At 73.2% G+C, this 22,760-nt stretch carries 17 protein-coding genes; 9 read left to right on the top strand and 8 right to left on the bottom strand.

Annotated elements, in window-relative coordinates; all coding sequences use genetic code 11:
* Positions 1–15 precede the first annotated feature (15 nt).
* The 3 genes from ACZ4V1_RS14930 to ACZ4V1_RS14920 all read left to right on the top strand — a co-directional run bounded on the left by ACZ4V1_RS14930 (position 16) and on the right by ACZ4V1_RS14920 (position 4,517).
* Complete coding sequence (locus ACZ4V1_RS14930) at positions 16–891, top strand: carbohydrate ABC transporter permease (protein ID WP_468334745.1); 876 nt, start codon at positions 16–18, stop codon at positions 889–891.
* A 122-nt stretch (positions 892–1,013) separates the two neighbouring features.
* Entirely contained in the window at positions 1,014–2,618 is a 1,605-nt protein-coding gene (locus ACZ4V1_RS14925) for a glycoside hydrolase family 13 protein (protein ID WP_468334742.1), read from the top strand.
* A 114-nt stretch (positions 2,619–2,732) separates the two neighbouring features.
* Complete coding sequence (locus ACZ4V1_RS14920) at positions 2,733–4,517, top strand: ATP-binding SpoIIE family protein phosphatase (RefSeq protein WP_468334740.1); 1,785 nt, start codon at positions 2,733–2,735, stop codon at positions 4,515–4,517.
* A gap of 36 nt (positions 4,518–4,553) precedes the next feature.
* On the opposite strand, the gene ACZ4V1_RS14915 is transcribed toward ACZ4V1_RS14920, so the two are convergent.
* Positions 4,554–6,443 carry an ABC transporter ATP-binding protein gene (locus tag ACZ4V1_RS14915; protein ID WP_468334737.1) on the bottom strand — a complete coding sequence of 630 codons (1,890 nt, stop codon included), beginning with the start codon at positions 6,441–6,443 and terminating at the stop codon, positions 4,554–4,556.
* 249 nt (positions 6,444–6,692) lie between these two features.
* Here ACZ4V1_RS14915 and ACZ4V1_RS14910 point away from each other — a divergent pair, with 249 nt between their 5' ends.
* Positions 6,693–7,592 (top strand): lysylphosphatidylglycerol synthase transmembrane domain-containing protein, encoded by a 900-nt coding sequence (locus ACZ4V1_RS14910; protein WP_468334864.1) that lies wholly within the window; start codon positions 6,693–6,695, stop codon positions 7,590–7,592.
* A gap of 14 nt (positions 7,593–7,606) precedes the next feature.
* On the opposite strand, the gene ACZ4V1_RS14905 is transcribed toward ACZ4V1_RS14910, so the two are convergent.
* The 3 genes from ACZ4V1_RS14905 to ACZ4V1_RS14895 all read right to left on the bottom strand — a co-directional run bounded on the left by ACZ4V1_RS14905 (position 7,607) and on the right by ACZ4V1_RS14895 (position 12,038).
* Positions 7,607–8,821, bottom strand: coding sequence for an NAD(P)/FAD-dependent oxidoreductase (locus ACZ4V1_RS14905; protein WP_468334734.1), 1,215 nt, complete (start codon positions 8,819–8,821; stop codon positions 7,607–7,609).
* On the bottom strand, positions 8,818–10,236 hold the full coding sequence (locus ACZ4V1_RS14900) for an FAD-dependent oxidoreductase (RefSeq protein ID WP_468334731.1): 1,419 nt from the start codon (positions 10,234–10,236) through the stop codon (positions 8,818–8,820). Before ACZ4V1_RS14900 ends, ACZ4V1_RS14905 begins: the two co-directional genes overlap by 4 nt.
* 362 nt (positions 10,237–10,598) lie before the next feature.
* Entirely contained in the window at positions 10,599–12,038 is a 1,440-nt protein-coding gene (locus ACZ4V1_RS14895; protein ID WP_468334728.1) for an FGGY family carbohydrate kinase, read from the bottom strand.
* 290 nt (positions 12,039–12,328) lie between these two features.
* On the opposite strand from ACZ4V1_RS14895, the gene ACZ4V1_RS14890 reads away from it, so the two are divergent.
* From ACZ4V1_RS14890 to ACZ4V1_RS14875, 4 genes are all read left to right on the top strand, one after another.
* Positions 12,329–13,330, top strand: a complete 1,002-nt coding sequence (locus tag ACZ4V1_RS14890; RefSeq protein ID WP_468334725.1) for a hypothetical protein — start codon at positions 12,329–12,331, stop codon at positions 13,328–13,330.
* A 33-nt stretch (positions 13,331–13,363) separates the two neighbouring features.
* Positions 13,364–14,953 carry an amino acid permease gene (locus ACZ4V1_RS14885; RefSeq protein WP_468334722.1) on the top strand — a complete coding sequence of 530 codons (1,590 nt, stop codon included), beginning with the start codon at positions 13,364–13,366 and terminating at the stop codon, positions 14,951–14,953.
* Positions 14,954–15,179: 226 nt separating this feature from the next.
* Entirely contained in the window at positions 15,180–16,241 is a 1,062-nt protein-coding gene (locus ACZ4V1_RS14880) for a mechanosensitive ion channel family protein (RefSeq protein WP_468334862.1), read from the top strand.
* Positions 16,242–16,394: 153 nt separating this feature from the next.
* Positions 16,395–18,614, top strand: coding sequence for an NADP-dependent isocitrate dehydrogenase (locus ACZ4V1_RS14875; RefSeq protein ID WP_468334719.1), 2,220 nt, complete (start codon positions 16,395–16,397; stop codon positions 18,612–18,614).
* Between the two features lie 119 nt (positions 18,615–18,733).
* Here the strand turns inward: ACZ4V1_RS14875 and ACZ4V1_RS14870 are convergent, their stop codons facing one another.
* A complete protein-coding gene (locus tag ACZ4V1_RS14870) occupies positions 18,734–19,075 on the bottom strand; it encodes a DUF5713 family protein (RefSeq protein ID WP_468334716.1) in 342 nt (113 codons plus the stop codon).
* Between the two features lie 78 nt (positions 19,076–19,153).
* Here ACZ4V1_RS14870 and ACZ4V1_RS14865 point away from each other — a divergent pair, with 78 nt between their 5' ends.
* Positions 19,154–19,951: an N-formylglutamate amidohydrolase gene (locus tag ACZ4V1_RS14865; RefSeq protein WP_468334713.1), complete on the top strand. Its 798-nt coding sequence runs from the start codon at positions 19,154–19,156 to the stop codon at positions 19,949–19,951.
* Between the two features lie 42 nt (positions 19,952–19,993).
* Here ACZ4V1_RS14865 and ACZ4V1_RS14860 read toward each other — a convergent pair whose 3' ends face one another.
* The 3 genes from ACZ4V1_RS14860 to ACZ4V1_RS14850 form a co-directional block, all read right to left on the bottom strand.
* On the bottom strand, positions 19,994–20,488 hold the full coding sequence (locus ACZ4V1_RS14860; RefSeq protein WP_468334710.1) for a hypothetical protein: 495 nt from the start codon (positions 20,486–20,488) through the stop codon (positions 19,994–19,996).
* On the bottom strand, positions 20,485–21,060 hold the full coding sequence (locus ACZ4V1_RS14855) for an RNA polymerase sigma factor (RefSeq protein WP_468334707.1): 576 nt from the start codon (positions 21,058–21,060) through the stop codon (positions 20,485–20,487). Before ACZ4V1_RS14855 ends, ACZ4V1_RS14860 begins: the two co-directional genes overlap by 4 nt.
* A gap of 71 nt (positions 21,061–21,131) precedes the next feature.
* Positions 21,132–22,565 (bottom strand): S8/S53 family peptidase, encoded by a 1,434-nt coding sequence (locus ACZ4V1_RS14850; RefSeq protein ID WP_468334704.1) that lies wholly within the window; start codon positions 22,563–22,565, stop codon positions 21,132–21,134.
* Positions 22,566–22,760: the final 195 nt, after the last annotated feature.

The following is a 22,760-nucleotide window of genomic DNA, read 5'->3' as shown; positions in this document are numbered from 1 at the left end:
CGGGGGAAACCACAGATGTCCACACGCACGCTCATCTCACCGGCCCAGCTCGCCAGGCCCCGCGGCAAGGCCCTCTACTGGGTGACGTTCGGCGGCGTCGTCACGCTCTTCACCGTGGTCTTCCTCGGCCCGATGTACTGGATGGTCTCCAGTGGTTTCAAGGACACCCAGGAAGCCGTCCGGACCCCGCCGACACTGGTTCCCGAGTCGTTCGAACCCGACAACTACTCGCAGGCCTGGAACGTCATGGACCTGGCCGGCCTGCTGGGGAACACGCTGTACTACGCGTTCGGCGCCCTCGCCTTCCAACTGGTGCTCGACGTGGCGGCGGCGTACTCGCTGTCCAAGCTCCGCCCGGTCTTCGGCAAGGCCATCCTGGGCATGATGCTGGCGACGCTCATGATCCCGGCGACGGTGCTGGTGGTGCCGCAGTACCTGACGGTGCTCGACGTGCCGATCTTCGAACGCAACCTGCTCAACACGCCGTGGGCGATCTGGCTGCCCTCGGTGACCAACGCCTTCAACATCTTCCTCCTGAAGCGGTTCTTCGACTCGATCCCCAGGGAGCTGCTGGACGCTGCGTCGATGGACGGCGCCTCTCCGATGCGCACCCTGTGGTCGATCGTGCTGCCCATCTCGCGGCCGATCCTCGGCGTGGTGTCCATCTTCGCGATCGTGGGCGTCTGGAAAGACTTCCTCTGGCCCATGCTGACGCTGCCCGACCCGGCCAGGCAGACGCTGAACGTCGGCATCTACTCCCTGTCCAACGGAGTGCCCGTCAACGTGCTGATCGCCGCGCTCGCCATGGCCTCCCTGCCGACCCTGATCATCTTCCTGATCTTCCAGCGCAACATCATGAGCGGACTCACCGCCGGCGGGCTCAAGGGCTGAGGCACTGAGCCCGTCTCCCTCCCCGCCCGGCCGTCCCCGTCAGCCTTCGCCGCCGGTCCGTCCGACGCCCCGCCCTGTCCGGGCCGGCGGCGAAGATCCAACCTGCCCGAAAGGACCGTCACGTGGCAGCCCCCAACTCGCACCGCACCGACGACTGGTGGCGCGACGCCGTCATCTACCAGGTGTATCCCCGCAGTTTCGCCGACGGCGACGGCGACGGCACCGGTGACCTCGCGGGCGTCCGGGCGAGACTGCCCTACCTCGCCGAACTCGGGGTCGACGCCGTCTGGTTCACCCCCTGGTACGTCTCACCGCTCGTCGACGGCGGCTACGACGTGGCCGACTACCGCACGATCGACCCGGCCTTCGGCACGCTCGGCGAGGCCGAGAAACTGATCGCCGAGGCACGGGAGCTGGGCCTGCGCACCATCGTCGACATCGTCCCCAACCACGTCTCGGACCGGCACGCCTGGTTCCGGGCGGCACTGGCCGCCGGTCCGGGCAGCGCGGAGCGGGAGCGCTTCCACTTCCGCCCGGGGCGCGGCGAGAACGGCGAACTCCCGCCCAACGACTGGCCCTCCCAGTTCTCCGGGCGCACCTGGACCCGGGTCCCGGACGGCGAGTGGTACCTCCACCTCTTCACCCCCGAACAGCCCGACCTCAACTGGGCCCATCCCGAGGTGCGCCGGGAGCACGAGGACGTGCTGCGCTTCTGGTTCGACCGCGGTGTCGCGGGCGTGCGCATCGACTCCGCCGCTCTGCTCGCCAAGGACCCGGCACTCGCGGACTTCGAGGAGGGCGTCGACCCGCACCCCTACATCGACCAGGACGAACTGCACGACATCTACCGCTCCTGGCGGGCCATCGCCGACGAGTACGGAGCCGTGTTCGTGGGCGAGGTGTGGCTGCCGGACGCGGAACGCTTCGCCCGCTACCTGCGGCCCGACGAACTGCACACCGCCTTCAACTTCAACTTCCTGTCCTGCCCCTGGGACGCGGGCCGGCTGCGCCGTACCATCGACGACACGCTGGCCGAGCACGCGCCCGTCGGCGCCCCCGCCACCTGGGTGCTCTGCAATCACGACGTGACCCGCACCGTGACCCGCTACGGCCGCGAGGACACCGGCTTCGACTTCGCCAAGAAGGCCTTCGCCACCCCGACCGACCTCGCTCTCGGGACCAGGCGCGCCCGGGCCGCCGCACTGCTGACGCTGGCCCTGCCCGGGTCGGTCTACCTGTACCAGGGGGAGGAACTGGGCCTGCCCGAAGCGGACGTCCCGCTGGACCGGATCCAGGACCCGATGCACTTCCGCTCCGGGGGCACCGATCCCGGCCGGGACGGCTGCCGGGTACCGCTGCCGTGGTCGGCGGACGCCCCGTACTGCGGTTTCGGCTCCGAGACGGAGCCCTGGCTGCCGCAGCCCGCACACTGGCAGGCGTACGCCGCGGACCGCCAGAGCGCCGACCCGGAGTCGATGCTCACGCTCTATCGCGAGGCACTGCTCCTGCGCCGCACCACCGGCGGTTTCGGTGACGGCCCGCTGCGCTGGCTGCCCGCACCGGACGGCGTCCTCGCCTTCCAGCGCCCGGGCGGCCTGATCTGCGTCGTCAACCTGTCCGCCGGGCCGGCCGGGCTGCCCGCGCACAGCTCACTCCTGCTGGGCAGCGGGCCACTCGACGCGGACGGCCGGCTGCCGCGGGACACGGCGGTGTGGCTGCGCGCCTGAGGCGGTCCGGCCGGCGGGCCCCGGTCCGGAGGGCCGCCGATCGGGACACCGCCGTCGCCGGTCGCCCCGAGGCAGGGCAGAATCGGGGAAGGAGGCCGTGGGAGGAGGCGACGCGTGCGGGAACGACCGTGGCTGCGCGGGGTCCGCCGGCCTCCCGAACCCCTCGTCGGCGGCCGCCGGGCGCTCAAGGCCGCCCTGCGCCCGGTGACCGAGGCGGTGCGCGCCCGGCGTCGGCTGGCGTGGCTGAACGAGGCCGGGGTGCGCATCGGGACGACGCTGGACCTGCGGCGCACCGCGGAGGAACTGGCCGGTTTCACCGTGCCCGAGCTGGCCGACGGATGCGCGGTCGACCTGCTGGAGTCGGTGCTGCGGTTCCAGGAGGGCGACCACTTCGAGGGGGAGGCGGGCACCCCGGAACTGAGGGCGATGGCGGTCTGCGAGGTCCCCGGGCTGGACCTCGCTCCGGACCCGGTGGGCGAGGTGTCGGTCTACACCGCCGACCGGCTGGTACGCACGTGCCTGACCACTCGGAAACCGGTTCTGGTCGCCCGCATGGAGCCGTCCGACTTCCACGCCGTCGCGCCCACCCCCGGGGCGGCCGAGCTCATGCGGCGCGCGGGTGTGCACTCCTACCTCGCGGTACCGCTGGTCGCCCGGGGGGTGCTGCTGGGCCTGGCCGACTTCGTCCGGGCCGGCAGCCGGTCACCGTTCAGCCGGGCCGACGTGGCACTGGCCATGGAGCTGGCGTCCCGGGCGGCCGTGTCCATCGACAACGCCCGGCTCTACGGGCGCGAGCGCGAGCACGTGGTCACGCTGCAGCGGGCCCTGCTCCCCCGGTCCAGCCCCAGTACCCCCGGCCTCGACGTGTCCTCGTGCTACGACCCGGCCGGCGATCCGGCCGCCGTCGGCGGCGACTGGTTCGACGTCGTCGCGCTGCCCAGCGGCCGTACCGCGCTGATGGTGGGCGACGTGATGGGACGCGGTCTGGCCGCCGCCGCGACCATGGGCCGGCTGCGCACGGTGGCCCGGACCCTGATGGCGCTCGACATCGCGCCCGAGCGGCTGCTGGCCCGGCTGGACCTGGCCGCCCGCGATCTGGAGGAGGACCAGGTCGCCACCTGTCTGTGCGCGGTCTACGACCCGTACGGCAGCACCTTCCGCATCGCCAGCGCCGGGCACCCGCCACCGCTGCTGACCGGTCCCGACGGCACCGCCTCGTTCCTGGACGTGCCGGCCGGAGCTCCGCTGGGGGCGGGAGTGATCCCGTACGACCCGGTCGACTGCCCCGTGCCCGGTCGGGGGCGGCTGACGCTCTACACGGACGGCCTGATCAGGTCGCGCACCGTCGACCTCGCCACCCAGATGGAGCGGCTGCGCGAAGCGGTCGGCGACGGCGTGCCCGAGGACGGCACGGTGTGCCGGTCGGTCACCGAGCGGGTCGGCGGTGACCGGTCCGACGACGCGATCGTCCTGGTGGCCGGCGCCCGGCCGCTCGGTCCGGAGGGTGAGGTGTACGTGCGGACGCTGCCGCCGGACGGCAAGGCCGCGGGGCAGGCGCGGACCGCGGTGCGCGAGCAGTTGGAGAAGTGGGGCCTGGACGACCTGGTCGACTCGACGGAGCTGGTGGTCAGCGAGCTGGTCGGCAACGCCCTGCGGTACGGGAACGCCCCCGGTGAGCTGCGGCTGCTGCGGCACGAGCGGCTTTCGGTGGAGGTCTCCGACTCCGGGCCGGACCTGCCGCAGATCCAGCACGCGGACGTGAGCGACGAGAGCGGGCGCGGTCTGCAGCTGATCAACATGCTGTGCCGGCGCTGGGGTTCGTGCCGTACGCCCGGGGGGAAGGTCGTCTGGGCCGAGCAGGACCTGCCCGTGCGGGCCGGTCCGGCGGGCTCCCCGTAGCCCACGCCGGCCCGGCCCGGCCTCGCACCGGTGGTCCTACGCCGCCCGCTCGGCCTTCGCCGGCGTCCGCCGTCCGAACTGGGTGCGGTGGAGCTGGGCGTAGCGGCCGTCGGCAGCGAGGAGTTCGTCGTGGGTGCCGCGTTCCACGATGCGGCCGGCCTCGACCACCAGGATCTGGTCGGCCGCCCGGACCGTGGACAGCCGGTGCGCGATCACCACGGCGGTCCTGCCTTCCAGGGCCTCGGTGAGGGCCTCTTGGACGGCCGCCTCGGAGGTGTTGTCGAGGTGGGCGGTGGCCTCGTCGAGGATGACGACGCGCTGGCGGGCCAGCAGCAGCCGGGCGATGGTCATGCGCTGGCGCTCACCGCCGGAGAGCCGGTAGCCGCGCTCGCCGACCACGGTGTCCAGGCCGTCGGGCAGGGACCGTACGAGGCCGGCCAGGCGGGCGCGGCGCAGCGCGTCCCACAGTTCGGTGTCGGTGGCCCCGGGCCGGGCCAGCTGCAGGTTGGCGCGGACCGTGTCGTGGAAGAGGTGGCCGTCCTGGGTGACCATGCCGACGGTGTCGCGCAGTGACCGGGCGCCCAGGTCGCGGACGTCGACGCCGCCGACGCGGACGGTGCCGCCGTCGGCGTCGTACAGGCGCGGCAGCAGCTGGGCGATGGTCGACTTGCCGGCACCGGAGGATCCGACGAGCGCGACGGTCTGCCCCGGTTCGGCGCGGAAGGAAAGGCCGTGCAGAACCTCCTCGCCGCCCCGGGTGTCCAGGGAGGCGACCTCTTCGAGGGAGGCCAGGGAGACCTTGTCGGCGGACGGGTAGCCGAAGCGGACGTCGTCGAACTCGACGGCGACCGGGCCGTCGGGGACCGGGCGGGCGTCGGGCTTCTCGTCGATGAGCGGGGTCAGGTCCAGCACCTCGAAGACCCGCTCGAAGCTGACCAGGGCGCTCATGATCTCCACGCGGGCCCCGGCGAGCGCGGTGAGCGGCGCGTACAGCCGGGTCAGCAGGAGCGCGAGCGACACGACGGCACCCGGGTCCAGGGCGCCGCGCAGGGCGAACCAGCCGCCGAGGCCGTAGACGAGGGCCAGGGCGAGGGCGGAGACCAGGGTGAGCGCGGTGATGAACGCCGCCTGGGCGGTCGCGGTGCGCACGCCGATGTCCGCGACCCGGCGGGCGCGGTCGGCGAACTCGGCCGACTCCTCCTCCGGGCGGCCGAAGAGCTTGATCAGCGTGGCGCCGGGGGCGGAGAAGCGCTCGGTCATGCGGGTGCCCATGGCGGCGTTCAGGGTGGCGGCCTCGCGCTGCATGTGGGCCATGCGGCGGCCCATGTGCCGGGCCGGGACCACGAACACCGGCAGCAGCATCAGCGCGAGCAGGGTGATCTGCCAGGACAGGGTGAGCATGACGACCAGGGTGAGCAGCAGCGTGACCAGGTTGCTCACCACTCCGGACAGCGTGTTGCTGAAGGCCCGTTGGGCGCCGATGACGTCGTTGTTGAGACGGGAGACCAGTGCTCCCGTACGAGTACGTGTGAAGAACGCGACCGGCATGCGCTGCACATGATCGAACACAGCCGTGCGCAGATCGAGGATGAGTCCCTCCCCGAGCGTCGCCGAGAGCCTGCGGGAGAGGATGCCGAGCACCGCCTCGGCGACCGCGATGAGCGCGATCAGCAGGGCGAGGCGTACGACGGTCGCCTCGTCGCCGCCCGACACGATCGCGTTCACGACGTCGCCGGCCAGTACGGGCGTGGCGACGGCGAGCAGTGCCGTCACCATCCCGAGCAGGACGAAGCGGACGATGCGGCGGCGGTGCGGGCGGGCGAACGCGCCGATGCGGCGCAGCGTCGCGCGGGCGAGGGGGCGGCGCTCCTGCTCGGCGTTCATGACGCTGTGCAGTTGGGTCCAGGCTGTGGTCTCCATGCTCATGCGAGTGACGGTAGAACCTCGATCAACCTTGAGGTCAAGGACCGGCCGCCGGTCATCCGTGAGCCCTCGAACGTCCGTGAGCCCTCGTCCGCGCGTAAGGCCTCGTCCGCGCGTCGGACATCCATAGTTGGCGCCGGACAGGGAAGCTCTGGTGATGTGACAGCGGTACAACTCCCCGAGCAGTCCGCCGCCGGCCGCGTCCCCGTCCGCCGCAACGGCCGTGCCCACCTGGTCCGGCGGGTCTGCTGCGTGCTTCCGCTGCTGCTGGTCACCGTGGTCGCGGTACGGCACCGGTCCGTGCTCGCCGAGGGCTTCGGCCATCTCGCCACCGCCCGGTGGCCGTGGCTGCTGGCCGCGGCCTGCGCGACCTGTCTGACCTGGGTCGCCGCGGCGTGCACCCGGCAGGGCGCCGTGGTGGAGCGGTTGCCGCGACGGCGGCTGCTCGCCACGCAGTTCGCGGCCGGCGCGGCCAACCACCTGCTGCCCACGGGGCTGGGCGCGAGCGCGGTCAATCTGCGGTTCATGACGGTGTGCGGACTGCCGCTCGCCCGTTCCTCGGCGGCTCTCGCCCTGTACCTGCTGGCGGAGAGCGTCGGCCGCGTGGCCCTGCTCGGCGCCCTGCTGGTCGCGTTCCCCGACGCGTTGCGGCTCGGCACGCTGCTGCCCGAGGGGACCGTGGGACCGCTGCTGGTCGTCGCGGGCGCCGTGCCGGTCGTGGCGGCGGGCGTGCTCGTGCTGGCGCCACGGCTGCGCGGGGCGCTGGTCTCCTTCCTGCGCACGGCGCTCGGCGAGGCCCGCTCGGTGCACGCCCTCCCGGCACGGGCGCTGGCGTTGTGGGGCGGCGCGCTCGCCTTCCCCGCGCTGCAGACGGCGGCGCTGGTCCTGGTGGGGCGGGCACTGGGGCTGCCGGTGCCCGCCGGGCACATGGCGGTGGCGTATCTGGCGGCGACGGTCGCGGTCGCTCTGGTGCCCACGCCGGGCGGTATCGGTTCGGTGGAGGCGGCGCTGGTGGTGGCGCTGGTGGCGGCGGGCGGCCCGGCGGCCGTGGCCACCGCGGTGGTCCTCGCGTTCCGGCTCATGACCGTCTGGCTGCCGCTGCTGCCGGGGGCGCTGACGTTGGCGGCGCTGGTACGGATGCGGGTGATCTGAGACGGGCGACACGCTCAGGCGAGCGTGACATGTACCGGGCCGCCCTTCGGGTCGACCCGGTGGGTCCAGCAGGCCGGCAGCGTCAGGGGCCGGTTCGGCGGGACGGTACGCGGGCCCGGCCGCTCCCGGTGCAGACCGCGGCCGTCCTGGGTGACGTGGAGGACCGGGCGGGTCAGGGTGGCCGTCGTGCGCAGGAGGTACGGGAAGCCGTCGGCCGGGGTGACGCGGTTCGGGACGATCCGGCGCAGCGGTGCCCGGGTGACCAGCGGGACGCCCCCGGGCCACTCAGCGTCCGCAAGCCAGTTCCGTACGGCCGTCGCGGCGTACGCGCCCTCACGGGCCGCCGTCCCCGCGCTCTCCACGGCGTGCAGCAGGCTGCCGGCCGCGAAGACCCCGGGCCGCGAAGTGCGCAGGGCGCCGTCCACGCGGGGGCCGCGGGTGCCGGGGTCCAGGATCAGCGCGCCGCGCCGGGCGAGTTCGTGGTCGGGGACGAAGTCGCCGGTGAACACGACGGTGTCGCAGGGCAACGTCGCGGTACGGCCGTCGCGGTGGCGTACGCGCACGCCCGACAGGCGTCCGCGGCCGAGGAGTTCGGTGACCGTGGCGCCGGTCAGCAGGGGGATGCGGTGGCACAGGCGGGCGGTCTGCGCTCGCGCGGGCGCGGTATGGGCCCGCGTCCGGTCGGTGACCAGGGCGACGACGTCGGCTCCTGCGGTGCGCGCGGTTCCGGCGGCGGCGTAGGAGACGTCCTCCGCGCCGACGACCACCACGCGGGTGCCGATGTGCTGCCCGTACAGGTGGACGGCCTGCTGGAGTTCGCCGGTGGTGTACACGCCGGCGGGGCGGGTGCCGGGGACGAGGCGGGCGGCGCGGGGGCGTTCGCGGGCGCCGGTGGCGAGGACGACGGCTCGGGCGGCGAGGGTCTCGGCGCCGCGGGGTCCCACGGTCGTGAGTGTGCGCGGGCCCGCCCAGTCGAGGGCGGTGACGCCGGTCCGTACGTCCGCCCCGGCGCGGACCGCCGCGTCGGCGAGCAGACGGGCGTGCGCCGGGCCGGTCAGCGCGTGCGGCCAGTTGCCGAAGCCCCGGTGCGCGCAGTGGCGCGGCGCTCCCCCGGCCCGCCGCTCCCGCTCCAGGACCTCGACGCGGGCGCCGGTCACCGCGAGCAGGGACGCGGCCACGAGTCCGGCGGGGCCGGCCCCCACCACCAGAACGTCGACCTGACGGGTCATCCCCGCGCCCCCGTTCCCCGCGCCTCCTCGAACAGCGCCCGTACCGCGGCCCCGCAGTAGAAGCCCTGGCAGCGGCCCGCCCGGGCGCGGGTGCGGCGGCGCAGTCCGTCCAGGGAGCGGGGCGGGATCGTACTGGCGAGGGCGTCGCGGATCTCGCCGCGCGAGACGCGTTCGCAGTGGCAGACCAGGGCACCGTACTCGGGGTCGGCGGCGACGAGGTCGGGCCGCTGGTGCGGACGCGGGAAGGCCTCGCCGAGGTTGGGCACGCGGACCGGCTCCGGCGGACGCAGCGGGCCGAGGTCGAGGCCGGTTCCGGCGAGCAGGCCGGTGACGTGCGCGGCGATGGCGAGGGAGGCGGTGAGGCCGGTGGAGCGGATGCCGCCGACGGTGACGCTGCCCTGGTCCGGGTGGGCGGTGATCCGGTAGTCCTCGTGCTCGGTGGCGGCGCGCAGGCCGGCGTAGACGGCGGTGACCTCCTCCTCCAGCAGGGCGGGGAGGATGCGGCGGCCCTGTTCGCGCAGCCGTGCCAGGCCCTCGGCGGTGGAGTGGGTGGCGCGTTTGTCGTCGAGGTCCTCGGCGGTGGGGCCGAGCAGGACGTTGCCGTGGACGGTGGGGGCGACCAGTACGCCCTTGCCGAGGGCGGTGGGAACGGGCAGGAGGATGTGGCGGACGAGGGCGCGGGCGAATGTGTCGTGGACGATGAGCTGGCCCCGGCGCGGGGTGACGGTGAAGTCGTCGTGGCCGAGCCGCCGGTCGAGGGTGTCGGCGTGCAGTCCGGCCGCGTTGACGAGCCGGCGGGCGCGCAGCGGGCCGCGCGGGGTCGTCAGGTGGTGGACGCCGTCCTGGTGACCGATCCGTCCGACCGGCGAGTCGAGGTGCAGGTCGACTCCGCCACGTACCGCCTGGGTGGCGTACGCCAGGGTCGTCGTCCACGGGCAGACGACGCTCTCGCCCGGCACGTGCAAGGCGCCGAGCGCGCCGGGGCCGAGGTGGGGTTCGCGGGCGTAGAGGTCGTCGGGGCCGAGGAGGCGGGTGTCGTGGTACTCGTTGCGCCCGGCCTTCTCGGCGAGGCGGGGCAGGGCCGCGAGCTGCTCCTGGTCCCAGGCGACGAGCAGCGCGCCGACGCGTTCCACGGGAATGCCCGACTGGGCGGCGTAGGCGGCGAGTTCGCGGGCGCCCTCGCGGACGAGCCGGGCCTCCAGGGAGCCGGGCACCGCGTCGAAGCCTGTGTGCAGGATGGCGGTGTTGGCCTTGGAGGTGCCCTGCCCGACGTCGTCCTGCGCCTCGACGAGGGCGACACGCAGACCCGGGTGGTGCGCGAGCCGCCGGGCGATCGCACAGCCGACCACCCCGGCGCCGACGATCGCCACGTCATACGGGTCGGTGGGCAGGGGTCCGGATGCGGTGACCGTCATGCGGGGTCCGTTCGAACGGCGCGGGGGCGAGAGGGCGGGGCAGGAGGGCGGGGCGGGAGTGCGGGGCGGGACGAGGGAACGGGGCGGGACGACACCTGGGGTGGGTCGGCCCGCGTCATGCGGTGCGGAGGGCGGCGGCACGGTCACGGTGGGCGGCACACCGCGCTCCGGGCCGACCGGCGACAGGGTGCCGGCCGGCCTCACCGACGCCGGGCCGGCGGGGCGGACCGGCGGGCTCACGGTCGGGGACATGTGGGATGCCCGGCCGACCGGGCGTCCGGCGGCGCGGCGCCGACCACGACACCGGCCCGCCCCGCCGGTCCCGGCCGCCGCAGGGTGCGCGAGTCCGGTTGCCGTGGGGGTCACGCCGGGTTCCCGGCGAGCAGCGCGGCGACCGCCGTGCGGAAGCGGGCGAGGCGTTCGGCGGCCTCGTCGGGGGTGACGCGGGGCTCGTACACGGCGGCCGGTCCGCCGGTGGGCAGCGCCTCGGCGAGAGTGAGGCCGGGGTCGGCGCCGAGCCGGGCTAGGACGCCGGCGCCGAGTGCGGTGGCGTCCGGCAGGGCCGACACCTCCACAGGGCGTTGCAGCAGGTCGGCCTGGGTCTGCATGAGCAGCGCCGAGCGGGTCAGGCCGCCGTCGACGCGCAGGACCGTCAGCGGGGTGCCGAGGTCGGCGGCGGCGGCGTCGGCGAGTTCGACGACCTGGGCGGCCAGGCCCTCGCACAGGGCCCGCACGAGGTGGCCGGGGGCGGTGTCCAGGCCGAGTCCGGTGAGCGAGCCGCGCAGGTCGCCGCGCCACCAGGGGGCGGCCAGGCCGGCCAGCGCCGGGACGAAGGTGACCCCGCCGGCGTCCGGCACGGTGGCGCCCACGGTGTCGAGGTCGGCGGCGCCGGTGATGACACCGAGGTCGGTGAGCCAGCGCACGGCGGACGCGGCCGTGTACACCTGACCGTCCAGGCAGTAGCTGGTGTGTCCGCCGAACCGCCAGGCGATGCAACTGACCAGGCCCGAGGCGCCGCGCCGGGCGGTGTCGCCGGTCTGGGCGAGCAGGAACGCGCCGGTGCCGTAGGTGCACTTGGCGGTGCCGGGCTCGGTGACGCGCTGGGCGAGCAGGGCGGCCTGCTGGTCGACGGCGAGACCGGTGAGCGGGAGTTCGGGGCCGAATGCCGTGGTGGTGCCGATGCGGGCGGCGTTGTCGACGACGTCCGGGAGCCGCTCGCCGGTCAGGCCGTACAGCTCCAGGGCGCGTGGTGACCACTCGGCGCAGTCGAGGTCGAGGAGCTGGGTGCGGGAGGCGGTCGCGGCGTCGGTGACACAGGCTCCGGTGAGCCGGTGCACCAGCCAGGCGTCGGAGGTGGAGACGCGGCCCTCGCGGGTGAGGTGCCGTCGTATCCAGGCCATTTTCGGCGCGGCGAAGTAGGGGTCGAGAGGCAGGCCGGTCAGGTGACGCAACTCGGCCGCATGGGGCGCCAGTCCGTCGCAGACCGTCTCGGCACGGCGGTCCTGCCAGACCAGCGCGTCGGTGAGCGGGCGGCCCGTGCCCGGGTCCCAGGCGAGCACGGTCTCGCCCTGGTTGGCCAGGCCCAGCGCGGCGACCGGTTCACCCGCCTCGGCCAGGGCGCGGCGGCCCGCGCCGACCACCGAGCCGTACAGCTCCTCCGGGTCCGCCTCCACCAGGCCGCCGGGCAGGTACCTGGGGCGGACCTCCGCGAAGCCGGTGCCGATGACGCCGCGTTCGGGGCAGATCACCAGGGCCTTGGTGCCGGACGTGCCCTGGTCGACGGCGAGCACCGAGCCTGCCATCGCGCCCCTTTCCGGCTCCCGCGCCGACGGTCTCGGCGATCACTGCGCGCCAGCCTGCCGTCGCGGGCACACCGCGTCAAGGGTGGCTGACTGCCAGTCAGTTCTCCCAGGTGGCAAGGAATTTGCCTGCTGACGGCAAATCCGAACAGAGGCGGAACCTCCGCCTCTATAGTGACCGCCGACCGGCACGACCGCTTGACCGCTCGACCGCTCGACCGCCGCCCAGGGGAGGGCTGTTTGTTACTCCACCCTGCCGTCCCGCCCGTTCCGCTCCCGGGAACGGCCGTGTGATGGCCAGAGACGGAGCACGGTCCGCCTACGATCCCGCCGGCCACGACACCGCGCTGCGGTCAGCCCTCCAGGAGTTGCGCGCCGGACGCTGGATGTCCATGCGCACCCTGCTGGAACGGACCCCCTCGTGGCCGCTGTGGACGCAGCGCACCCAGGTCCTCGCCGCCTCGGCCGCCGGTACGGACGTGGTGCGGGCCTGGCTCGCGGAGGAGCCGTACAGCGTGCCGGCCGTCGTGATGCACGCCCGGGTCGTCGTGGAGCGCGCGCTGCGGGCGCACCGCGGGAGCCACGCCCGCACACCCGAACTGTGGCTGCAGGCCTGGCACGCGTGTGACGCGGCCGCGCGGGCGGCGCCGTACGACCCGGTGCCGTGGGTGTGCCTGCTGGCGCTGGCCCGGCTGGACGAGGATCAGCACTGGGAGGAGCACCGGGTGGCGCCGCCGGAGCCGATGCTGCCGCCGGGCCCGTGGGGTCTGCTGGCGGAGGCCGGCAAACGGGACCCGTACAACCGCGAGGCCCACCACCGCATGCTGCAGTTCCTGTATCCGCGGGGCGGCTCCGAACGCCTCGCCCAGGCGGCCGGGTTCGCGCAGTGGGCGGCGGGTTCGGCCCCGCCGGGCTCGGCGTTGCACGTGCTGCCGCTGTACGTGCGGGTCGAGCGACACCGCCGCTCGGGCGGGCGGGCGGCCGCCCTCGATCTGCACTGGGTGGCCGAGGACGCCATCCGTGAGGCACGGCAGGCCTACCACTCCTGGTTCACGCTCGCCCAGGCCGACGAACGGTCCCTGCTGGACATGAACCACCTGGCCCACGCCCTGTGGGGCGCCCTCCGGTTCCGGGAGGCGGCCCAGGTGTTCGACGCGCTCGGCCCGTACTGGACGCCGCTGCCCTGGGCCTCCCGGGCCTCGGGCGCCGGCGATCCGGGGCGGGCGGTGGAGGTCTTCCTCCAGGCCCGGACGCGCAGCCGGTCGGCCGCCCGCGGCCGTGGCCGGCGTTCCTGACCCCCCACCCCTTCCGTCCCCGGAGGTCTCGGCATGTCCCGCCACTCTCGCCCCTCTCACCCCTCTCGCCCCTCTGAACCGTCCGTTCCCGGGCGGTCCGTTCCCGGGCGGTCCGTTCCCGGGCGGTCCGCCGCGACCGATGAGGAACAGCGGCTGCGCGAACTCGGCTACCGGCCGGTGCTGGCCCGGCGCATGGGCGGCTTCGGCAACTTCGCGATCAGCTTCTCGGTGATCTCGATCCTGTCCGGCTGCATGACCCTGTACGGCTTCGGCCTCGGTACCGGCGGGCCCGCCGTGATGCTGTGGGGGTGGGCGGGCGTCGGCCTGTTCGTGCTGTGCGTGGGGCTGGCGCTGGCCGAGGTCACCAGCGCGTACCCGACGTCCGGCGCGCTCTATTACATGGCCGACCGGCTCGGTGGCCGCCGCTGGGGCTGGTACACCGGCTGGCTGAATCTGCTGGGCCTGCTCGGCGCGATCGCCGGGATCGACTACGGGGCCGCGCTGTTCACCGGCGCGTTCCTGAACCTCCAGTGGGGCTTCGAGCCGACGCCCGAGAAGACGATGCTGATCTTCGTCGCGATCCTGCTGCTGCACGCCGTGCTCAACCTGTTCGGCGTGCGGCTGGTCAGCGTGCTCAACTCCGTCAGCGTGTGGTGGCACCTGGCCGGTGTGGCGCTGATCGTCGGCGCGCTGGCCGTCGTCCCCGACCACCACCGGTCGCCGTCCTTCGTCTTCACGGAGTTCGTCAACGACACCGGCTGGGAGAGCCCGCTGTACGTCGCCGCGATCGGCCTGCTGCTCGCGCAGTACACCTTCTCCGGCTACGACGCCTCCGCCCATCTGTCGGAGGAGACCTCGAACGCCTCCGTGTCGGCGGCGCGCGGCATCGTGCGGGCGATCTGGGTGTCGTGGCTGGCGGGCTTCGTCCTGCTCGCCGGTCTGACCTTCGCCATCCAGGACTACGACGCCACCCGGAACACCGCGACCGGGGTGCCGCCCGCGCAGATCCTGCTGGACGGCCTGGGCACGGACGGTGCGAGCGCGCTGCTGCTCGTGGTGATCGTCGCACAGCTGTTCTGCGGCAACGCCGAGGTGGCCGCCGCGAGCCGGATGGTGTTCGCGTTCAGCCGGGACGGGGCACTGCCCGGCTCGGCCCTGTGGCGCAAGGTCTCGGCCCGTACCCAGACCCCGGTCGCCGCGGTGTGGCTGTCCGTGGTGGTCGCCTGCCTGCTGGCCCTGCCGTCCCTGTACTCGGCGACGGCGTACGGCGCGGTCACCGCCATCAACGTCATCGGCATCACCCCGGCGTACGCCATCCCGGTGCTGCTGCGGCTGCGGGCGGGCGACCGGTTCACGCCGGGGCCGTGGAGCCTGGGCCGGTGGAGCAGGCCGGTCGGCTGGACGGCGGTGGTGTGGGTGGCGTTCGTCACCGTGCTGTTCTGCCTCCCCCAGTCGTCGCCGGTGACCGTCGGCACGATGAACTACGCCGCCGTCGCCCTGGCCGTCGTGCTGGTATTGGCCACGGTGTGGTGGTTCGTCGCCCGCCGTTCGTACGGCACCCCCACGACCGCCGCGTACGGCGACGACCGCGAGCAGGCGGAACTGGCCGAGGGCATCGTCTGAAACGCTCCGTCCCGCTCCTTTGCGCGGTACGAACCACCCCTCGGCATACGGCAGGATGAACGCTCGCGCCGGTCGAACTGTCTTGCGGACGGGCACGAGCGCGCAACCCGGAATCCAGCAGGTATCGAGCAGGTGACGACGTGACGAGACTTCACATCCGGCCGTCGGCGAGGGACCTCGCCGCGGCCGTCCTCCTTGGAGGTGGCCGGTGACGGACGACCCGACCATGGACCACCTGGTGCCCGCCGGCATCGCGCTGGCGGCGGGCCTCCTGGGAGCCTTCCTGCTGCGCGTGGTGCTGCGCTGGCTGGCGGGACACGCCGGGCGCACCCGCTGGAGCGGCGACGACGTCATGGTGGCCGCGCTGCGCACGGTGGCGCCGTGGGCGGCGGTCGCGGGCGGCGTGGCGGGCGCGGCGGCGGCGCTGCCGCTGACCCGGACGGTGCAGCACGGCGTCAACCAGGTGGTGACGATGCTGCTGATCTTCGTGGTGACGGTGTCGGCGGCCCGGGTGGTCGCCGGCCTGGTGCGGACGGTGACCCTGTCCCGTTCCGGGGTCGCCGGGTCGGCCACGATCTTCGTCAACATCACCCGCATCCTGGTGCTGGCCATCGGTTTCCTGGTGATGCTGCAGTCGGTGGGCATCTCCATAGCCCCTCTGCTCACCGCCCTGGGCGTGGGTGGTCTGGCGGTCGCGCTGGCCTTGCAGGACACGCTGGCCAACCTCTTCGCGGGCGTGCACATCCTGGCCTCGAAGACCGTGCAGCCGGGTGACTACATCCAGCTCAGCAGCGGCGAGGAAGGCTACGTCGAGGACATCAACTGGCGGCAGACCACCGTCCGGGAGTTGTCCAACAACCTGGTGGTGATCCCGAACGGCCAGCTCGCGAAGTCGAACATGACCAACTTCATGCGGCCCGAGCAGCAGCTGACCATCCTGGTGCAGGCCGGCGTCTCCTACGACAGTGACCTGGAGCACGTGGAGCGGGTGACGACCGAGGTGGTCGCCGAGGTGATGACCGAGATCACCGGCGCGGTGCCGGAGCACGAGCCGGCGGTGCGGTTCCACACGTTCGGCGACTCGCGGATCGGCTTCACGGTGATCCTGGGCGTCGGCGAGTTCAGCGACCAGTACCGGATCAAGCACGAGTTCATCAAGCGCCTGCACAAGCGCTACCGCCAGGAGGGGATCCGCATTCCGGCGCCCGCCCGGACGGTCGCGCTCCAGCAGGGGGCCGTGGTGCTCCCGCAGCAGCGGGCGGGCGAGGACGCCGTCCCGTTCGCATGATCATCCACTGACCCGTTCACTCGTTAGCTCACTTGTTCGACAGGGGCCGTGCGGCCGGTTGGCCGGAATCTCCGCACGGCCCCTGTCGAGCCCGGGTCGATCACGAGATATCTTGATGTCGAGCAATGTTGCAGACGTGGAGCGGAGCACCCGGTGACTGACTCGACCATCATCTATACACACACTGACGAGGCCCCGGCCCTGGCGACGTATTCGTTCCTGCCGGTGATCCGGGCGTACGCCTCGCAGGCGGGTGTCGCGGTCGAGACCCGCGACATCTCGCTGGCCGGCCGCATCATCGCCCTGTTCCCGGAGTACCTGACCGAGGACCAGCGCATCCCGGACGCCCTCGCGGAGCTCGGCGAGCTGGCCAAGACGCCCGCCGCCAACATCATCAAGCTGCCGAACATCTCGGCGTCCATCCCGCAGCTCAAGGCCGCGATCGCCGAGCTGCAGGGCCAGGGCTACGCGCTGCCGGCCTACCCGGACGACCCGAAGACCGACGAGGAGCGCGACATCCGCGCCCGCTACGACAAGGTCAAGGGCTCCGCGGTCAACCCGGTCCTGCGCGAGGGGAACTCCGACCGCCGCGCCCCGGCCTCGGTGAAGAACTACGCCAAGACCCACCCGCACCGCATGGGCGCCTGGACCGGCGAGTCCAAGACCAACGTGGCGACCATGGGTGAGAACGACTTCCGCTCCACCGAGAAGTCCGTGGTGATCGCCGAGGACGGCGCGCTGCGGATCGAGCTGGTCGGCGACGACGGCACCACCACGGTGCTGCGCGAGTCCGTTCCCGTGAAGAAGGACGAGGTCGTCGACGCCTCGGTGCTGCGCGTCGCCGCGCTGCGCGAGTTCCTCACGGCCCAGGTCGCCCGCGCCAAGTCCGAGGGCGTCCTGTACTCCGTGCACCTGAAGGCCACGATGATGAAGGTCTCCGACCCGATCATCTTCGGCCACGTGGTCCGCGCCTTCTTCCCGAAGACCTTCGCCCGCTACGGTGAGGCGCTCGCCAAGGCCGGCCTGACCCCGAACGACGGTCTGGGCGGCATCTACAAGGGCCTGGAGTCCCTGCCCGAGGGCGCCGAGATCAAGGCCTCCTTCGACGCCGAGCTCGCCGAGGGCCCGGAGCTGGCCATGGTCGACTCCGACAAGGGCATCAGCAACCTGCACGTGCCCTCCGACGTCATCATCGACGCCTCCATGCCGGCCATGATCCGCACCTCCGGCCACATGTGGGGCCCGGACGGCCAGGAGCACGACGCCCTCGCCGTGATCCCGGACTCCTCCTACGCCGGCGTGTACCAGGCCGTCATCGAGGACTGCCGCGCCAACGGCGCCTACGACCCGTCGACGATGGGCTCGGTCCCGAACGTCGGCCTCATGGCGCAGAAGGCCGAGGAGTACGGCAGCCACGACAAGACCTTCGAGATCCCCACCACGGGCACGGTCCGCCTGGTCGACGCCGACGGCACCGCCGTCCTGGAGCAGACGGTCTCCGCCGGTGACATCTTCCGCGCCTGCCAGACCAAGGACGCCCCGATCCGCGACTGGGTCAAGCTGGCCGTCACCCGCGCCCGTGCCACCGGCGACCCGGCCGTCTTCTGGCTGGACGAGGGCCGCGCCCACGACGCCAACCTGATCGCCAAGGTCAAGGCGTACCTGCCGGAGCACGACACCGAGGGCCTGGACATCCGGATCCTCAACCCGGTCGAGGCGACCAAGCTGTCGGTGGAGCGCATCCGCCGCGGTGAGAACACCATCTCCGTCACCGGCAACGTGCTGCGCGACTACCTGACCGACCTCTTCCCGATCCTGGAGCTGGGTACCAGCGCCAAGATGCTGTCGGTCGTCCCGCTGATGGCGGGCGGCGGCCTGTTCGAGACCGGCGCCGGCGGCTCCGCGCCCAAGCACGTGCAGCAGCTGGTCAAGGAGAACTACCTGCGCTGGGACTCCCTCGGCGAGTTCTTCGCCCTGGTGCCGTCCCTGGAGCAGTACGCCGAGGTCACCGGCAACCCCCGCGCGAAGGTCCTCGCCGACGCCCTCGACCGCGCCACGGCGACCTTCCTCAACGAGGACAAGTCCCCGACCCGGCGCGTCGGCGGCATCGACAACCGCGGCAGCCACTTCTTCCTGTCCCTGTACTGGGCGCAGGAGCTGGCCAAGCAGACCGACGACGCGGACCTGGCCAAGGCCTTCGCCCCGCTCGCCGAGACGCTGTCCGCGAACGAGCAGCGCATCGTCGACGAGCTGAACGCCGTCCAGGGCGAGCCCGCCGAGATCGGCGGCTACTACCAGCCCGACCCGGCCAAGGCCGCGGAGATCATGCGCCCGTCGGCCACCTGGAACGAGGCGCTGGCGTCCCTCGCCTGATCCTCACCCGGCCCGAAGGCCCGCGGCGCACCCCGTCTCCGTCCCCGGAGGCGGGGTGCCCGTCTCTTCGATCCTCCCGGTCGCTTCGCCGTGCCCGGCCTCTTCGCCCTCCCGGCCCTTCACCACTCCCGGGTGGCGATCAGCTCCTCCGGGTCCGCGTCCTGGAATCCGTAGGCCTGGGCGACGAACCAGAAGTCCTCGCCTATCTCCTCCCGGGCCGTGGTCTCCATCTCGCTGCCGGCCTCCTCGAAGGCCGCCTCCAGGCCGTTGAACTCCTCGGTGGCCGCGTGGGTCAGCGCGTAGAGCGCCGCCAGGTCGGCCGGCCGGTCGTTCTCCACGCGCTCGCACAGCCGCAGCAGTATCTCCCGGCCCCGGTCCACCACCCGGTCGGGAAAGTACTCGTCCCGGTACAGCCCCCACAGAAACGAATGTGCGGTCACCCGCTGATTGGTGATCGGCATGACGCCCCCTGCCTCGCTCGCCGAACCCGGTACCACGATCCTGCCGCACCCCACTGACAACGCCCCCTGGAGCAGCCCGTGACCGACACCCCGCACTCCTTCGAGCTGCTGCCCGGCGCCACACGGTCCCCCGTGCTCCTGCACGTGCCGCACTCGGCAAGGGAGATCCCCGACGGCGTCCGCCCCGGCATCGTCCTGGACGACGCGGCGCTGGAGCGGGAGCTGGACCACATCACCGACTCGCACACGGCCCGGATCGCCGAAGCGGCGGCCGGGCTGGCCGGCCGCACGCCCTGGCGGTTCGTCAACCGGGCGTCGCGGCTGGTCGTCGATCCGGAGCGGTTTCCGGACGAGCGCGAGGAGATGACGGCCGTCGGGATGGGCGCCGTGTACACGCGGACGTCGCACCGCGAGGTGCTGCGGCCCGAGGGCACCGACCCGGAGCCGCTGCTCGAGCGGTACTTCCGGCCGTACGCGCGGGCGATGACCGACGCGGTCGCCGGCCGGCTCGCGGCCACCGGGCGGGCCGTGATCATCGACGTGCACTCCTACCCCGCCGAGCCACTGCCCTACGAGCTGCACGGCGAGGGGCCGCGCCCGCCGGTCTGCCTGGGCACCGACGGGTTCCACACGCCGTCCGAGCTGCTCGCCGCCGCCCGGGAGGCGTTCGCCCCGTACGGGGAGACCGGGCTGGACAGCCCGTTCAGCGGGACGTACGTGCCGCTGGAGTTCCACGGGAAGCGGCGCGAGGTGAGCGCGCTGATGGTGGAGATCCGCCGGGACACCTACATGGCCGAGCCGGGCGGCCCGGCCGGGCCCGGGCTGTCACGCCTCGCGGCGTCACTGGCGGCGCTCGTCGACGCCGTGTCGGGCTGACCGGCGGCCCGCCCACCGGCTGGAGCATCGCGGACCGGCGGCTCAGGCGCGCAGCCACTCCGTCACGACCACCTCCCGGCCGGCCCGCAGCCGCAGCGCGAACGGGCCGGTGGGCGGGGCCTCGCCGGTGAAGCGGCCCATGTCGTCCGCCGTCAGCCGCGCGTGGGCCAGCGGACCGCTCAGCACCTCGATCCGGGCCGGTGCCGGCGGCAGTACCTGGCCGATCAGGCCGTCCGCGGTCACCTCGACGTCGACGGTCACCTCGCCGGCGCGGAAGGTCAGCATCCGCGGCGGGTCCGTCTCTCCTCTGACCGGGATGGCGTCGACCAGCGAGTCGAAGGTCAGCTCGGCGACGCGGGCGTCCAGGTCGTACAGGGCGAAGGCGTCGACGGCGATCTGCCGCAGCCCGGCCGGGACCGGGTCCAGGATCGCGGCGGCCTGCCGCAGCTCCTCCTCCAGGAGCCCGGCGTCGAGTTCCCCGTCCGTGCACGTCCCGTCGGACCGTTCGTCCCCGAAGTCGTCGGTCATGTCGCTCATATCGTCCCCCGTGCCTCTAGCCGGGCCCGCAGCCGGCGCAGACAGCGCTGGCGCATCGGCCCGATGCTGCCCACCGCGATACCCAGCGCGGCGGACACCTCCTGGTAACTGGGCGGCGGCGAGGAGATCAGCACCCGCAGCAACTGGCGGCACCGCTCGCCCAGTTCCTCGAACTCCTGCCACAGCCGCCGCACGCGCTCGGTCTGCGCGGCCGCCTCCTCGGAGTCGAGTACCGACTCCTCCGGTGTACGGTCCTCGCTCGGCCGGTCGAGCAGCTGCGGGTCGTCGGTCGGCGTCCACCGCTTCGACGCCCTGAGCAGCTTCAGGCACTCGTGCCGTGCCGTGCTCGCCAGCCAGGAGCCGGTCTTCTCCGGTTCGCGGATCCGCCCCAGGTGCTGGGCGAAGCGGAACCAGGCGGTCTGGTACACCTCGTGCGCGTCGGCGTCGGACAGCCCGTGGGCCCGCACCACGGACCACACCAGCGGGCCCAGCCCGTCCACCAGTGACTTCCAGGCCGCCGCGTCCCCGTCGGCGGCAGACTGGACGAGCACCCCGACATCCGCACGGTCCACGGTCCCACCCCTCGTGTACGACACGCCATCGTACGCCGTGGAGCGGGTCGTTCCGCCCTGCGCTACGCCCCTCACGACCCACCGGTCGGCGGGTCGAGGGTGACGGGGCGCCAGGTGGGCGGCAGCAGCGCCGGTACGTGCGCCCCGCGCACCTCCGCGTACTCGGTGTTGGCCGCGAGCAGTTGCGTGCGGGCCGCACGGGGGTCCCGCTCCTTGTGCGCCGTCATGTGGGAGGCGACCAGGCCGGCGACCACGGGCGTGGCGAAGGAGGTGCCGCTCCACTGGGCGTGCCCCTCGAACATCACCTGGTCCGGCTTGGCGGGTGCCTCGCCCGGTTCGCTCAGGACCCCGTTGTGCCGGGGGTACTGGCAGGTGCAGGCGTAGGCGAAGCCGTACCGGCAGTCGTCGTAGGTGGAGTGCTGGTAGACGTACGGAACGGGTGCTCCGAAACCGGTGAGGGCGCTGGTGAGACGCTCACCGGGGGCGTAGGCCTTGACCCAGCCGCCGTGGTTGCTGAAGCAGGCGCCGAACTCGCCGTCGGCGCGCAGCGCGCCGACCGACAGCACGGAGTCCTCCCAGCCGGGCAGGTCGGCGTAGGCGGCGGGCCAGAAGGGCGTGGCGCTGGCGTTGTTGCCCGCGGCGGCGACCAGCAGGGTGCGCTGGTCGCGCAGTTCCTCCATGAAGGCGTGGACGCCGAGCAGACCGTCGGTGCGGCCGTTGGAGGTGCCGGCGGAGAGGCTGAGCACCTCGGGCCAGCCGCCGCGGTCGACGGCCTCGAAGAGCCTCTCGCCGAGCTCCGACTCCAGGATGGCGCCCGCGTCGTTGAGGGTGTTGCGGACGGTCAGGTCGGTGTTGGGGGCGACGGCGGCGACGAGTCCGGCGATGAACGTGCCGTGGCCGACGTACTGCTGGAGGACGCCGTCCTCGTCGCACTCCCTGATCTGGGCGTCGCCGTCGGCGTGGCCCAGCAGCGGGTAGGACCGGTAGTCGTGCATGAGGCCGGTGTCGATGACGAGGACGCCGACGGCGGTCCCGGCGTCGTACGGCGTCCCGTCCGCGGCCGGATTCGGCGGTTCGCTGATCGGGACGGGGACGGGCTCGTCGCCGGGGCAGGCGTTGACGGCGATGGACACGACGTGGTTGCGGCTGATCAGCCGGCGGCCCGCGCGTCCCTCCACCGTCCTGAGCGAGCGCAGGGCGTGGGCGACGGTGGGGTCGCCGCCGCGGTCGCCCTCGCCCGGGTCGGCGACCTGGATGCGGGTGATGCCGGTGCGGTTGGACTCGGGGCTCGCCCGGCGCACGCGGTCCGGGGTCAGACCGGCCATCGTGGTGAAGTGGTCGCGCACGGTGTCCTCGACGAGGCGGGCCTCCTCGCCGTCGCGGGCGAGGACGACGCCCTTCTCGTAGAGGAACTCGGCGGAGTCGTCCGGACCCATCGCCAGCGGTACGTCCGGCATCGAGCGCTGGATCTGGTCGAACTGCTCGCGGAATCTCTGTGGTGCCATGGCATGTCCTCCACTGGGACGGCGGTGGGCGCGCCTTCGCCGCGTCGGTCTCGGCGAAGGTCTCGGTGGCGGTCTCGGCGACGGTCGTCAATCAGAGTCCGGGGGTGGCTGATTGATACAGACTCGAACCTGTGTGGTGCGGTTCCGGAGCACTACCATCCGTGGAGTGACAGCGGGAAACGACTCCGTACTCCA

The organism is Streptomyces sp. NPDC028991, from assembly GCF_055564775.1.
The sequence above is the reverse complement of the archived record's forward strand: the minus strand, read 5'-3'. Positions and strand labels throughout refer to the sequence as shown.

Coding starts and splice junctions, on each gene's coding strand:
- ACZ4V1_RS14930 (WP_468334745.1), top strand. CDS start 16: ATGTCCACACGCACGCTCATCTCACCGGCCCAGCTCGCCAGGCCCCGC.
- ACZ4V1_RS14915 (WP_468334737.1), bottom strand. CDS start 6,443: ATGAGCATGGAGACCACAGCCTGGACCCAACTGCACAGCGTCATGAAC.
- ACZ4V1_RS14905 (WP_468334734.1), bottom strand. CDS start 8,821: ATGACCCGTCAGGTCGACGTTCTGGTGGTGGGGGCCGGCCCCGCCGGA.
- ACZ4V1_RS14900 (WP_468334731.1), bottom strand. CDS start 10,236: ATGACGGTCACCGCATCCGGACCCCTGCCCACCGACCCGTATGACGTG.
- ACZ4V1_RS14895 (WP_468334728.1), bottom strand. CDS start 12,038: ATGGCAGGCTCGGTGCTCGCCGTCGACCAGGGCACGTCCGGCACCAAG.
- ACZ4V1_RS14890 (WP_468334725.1), top strand. CDS start 12,329: ATGGCCAGAGACGGAGCACGGTCCGCCTACGATCCCGCCGGCCACGAC.
- ACZ4V1_RS14885 (WP_468334722.1), top strand. CDS start 13,364: ATGTCCCGCCACTCTCGCCCCTCTCACCCCTCTCGCCCCTCTGAACCG.
- ACZ4V1_RS14880 (WP_468334862.1), top strand. CDS start 15,180: ATGGACCACCTGGTGCCCGCCGGCATCGCGCTGGCGGCGGGCCTCCTG.
- ACZ4V1_RS14870 (WP_468334716.1), bottom strand. CDS start 19,075: ATGCCGATCACCAATCAGCGGGTGACCGCACATTCGTTTCTGTGGGGG.
- ACZ4V1_RS14860 (WP_468334710.1), bottom strand. CDS start 20,488: ATGAGCGACATGACCGACGACTTCGGGGACGAACGGTCCGACGGGACG.
- ACZ4V1_RS14850 (WP_468334704.1), bottom strand. CDS start 22,565: ATGGCACCACAGAGATTCCGCGAGCAGTTCGACCAGATCCAGCGCTCG.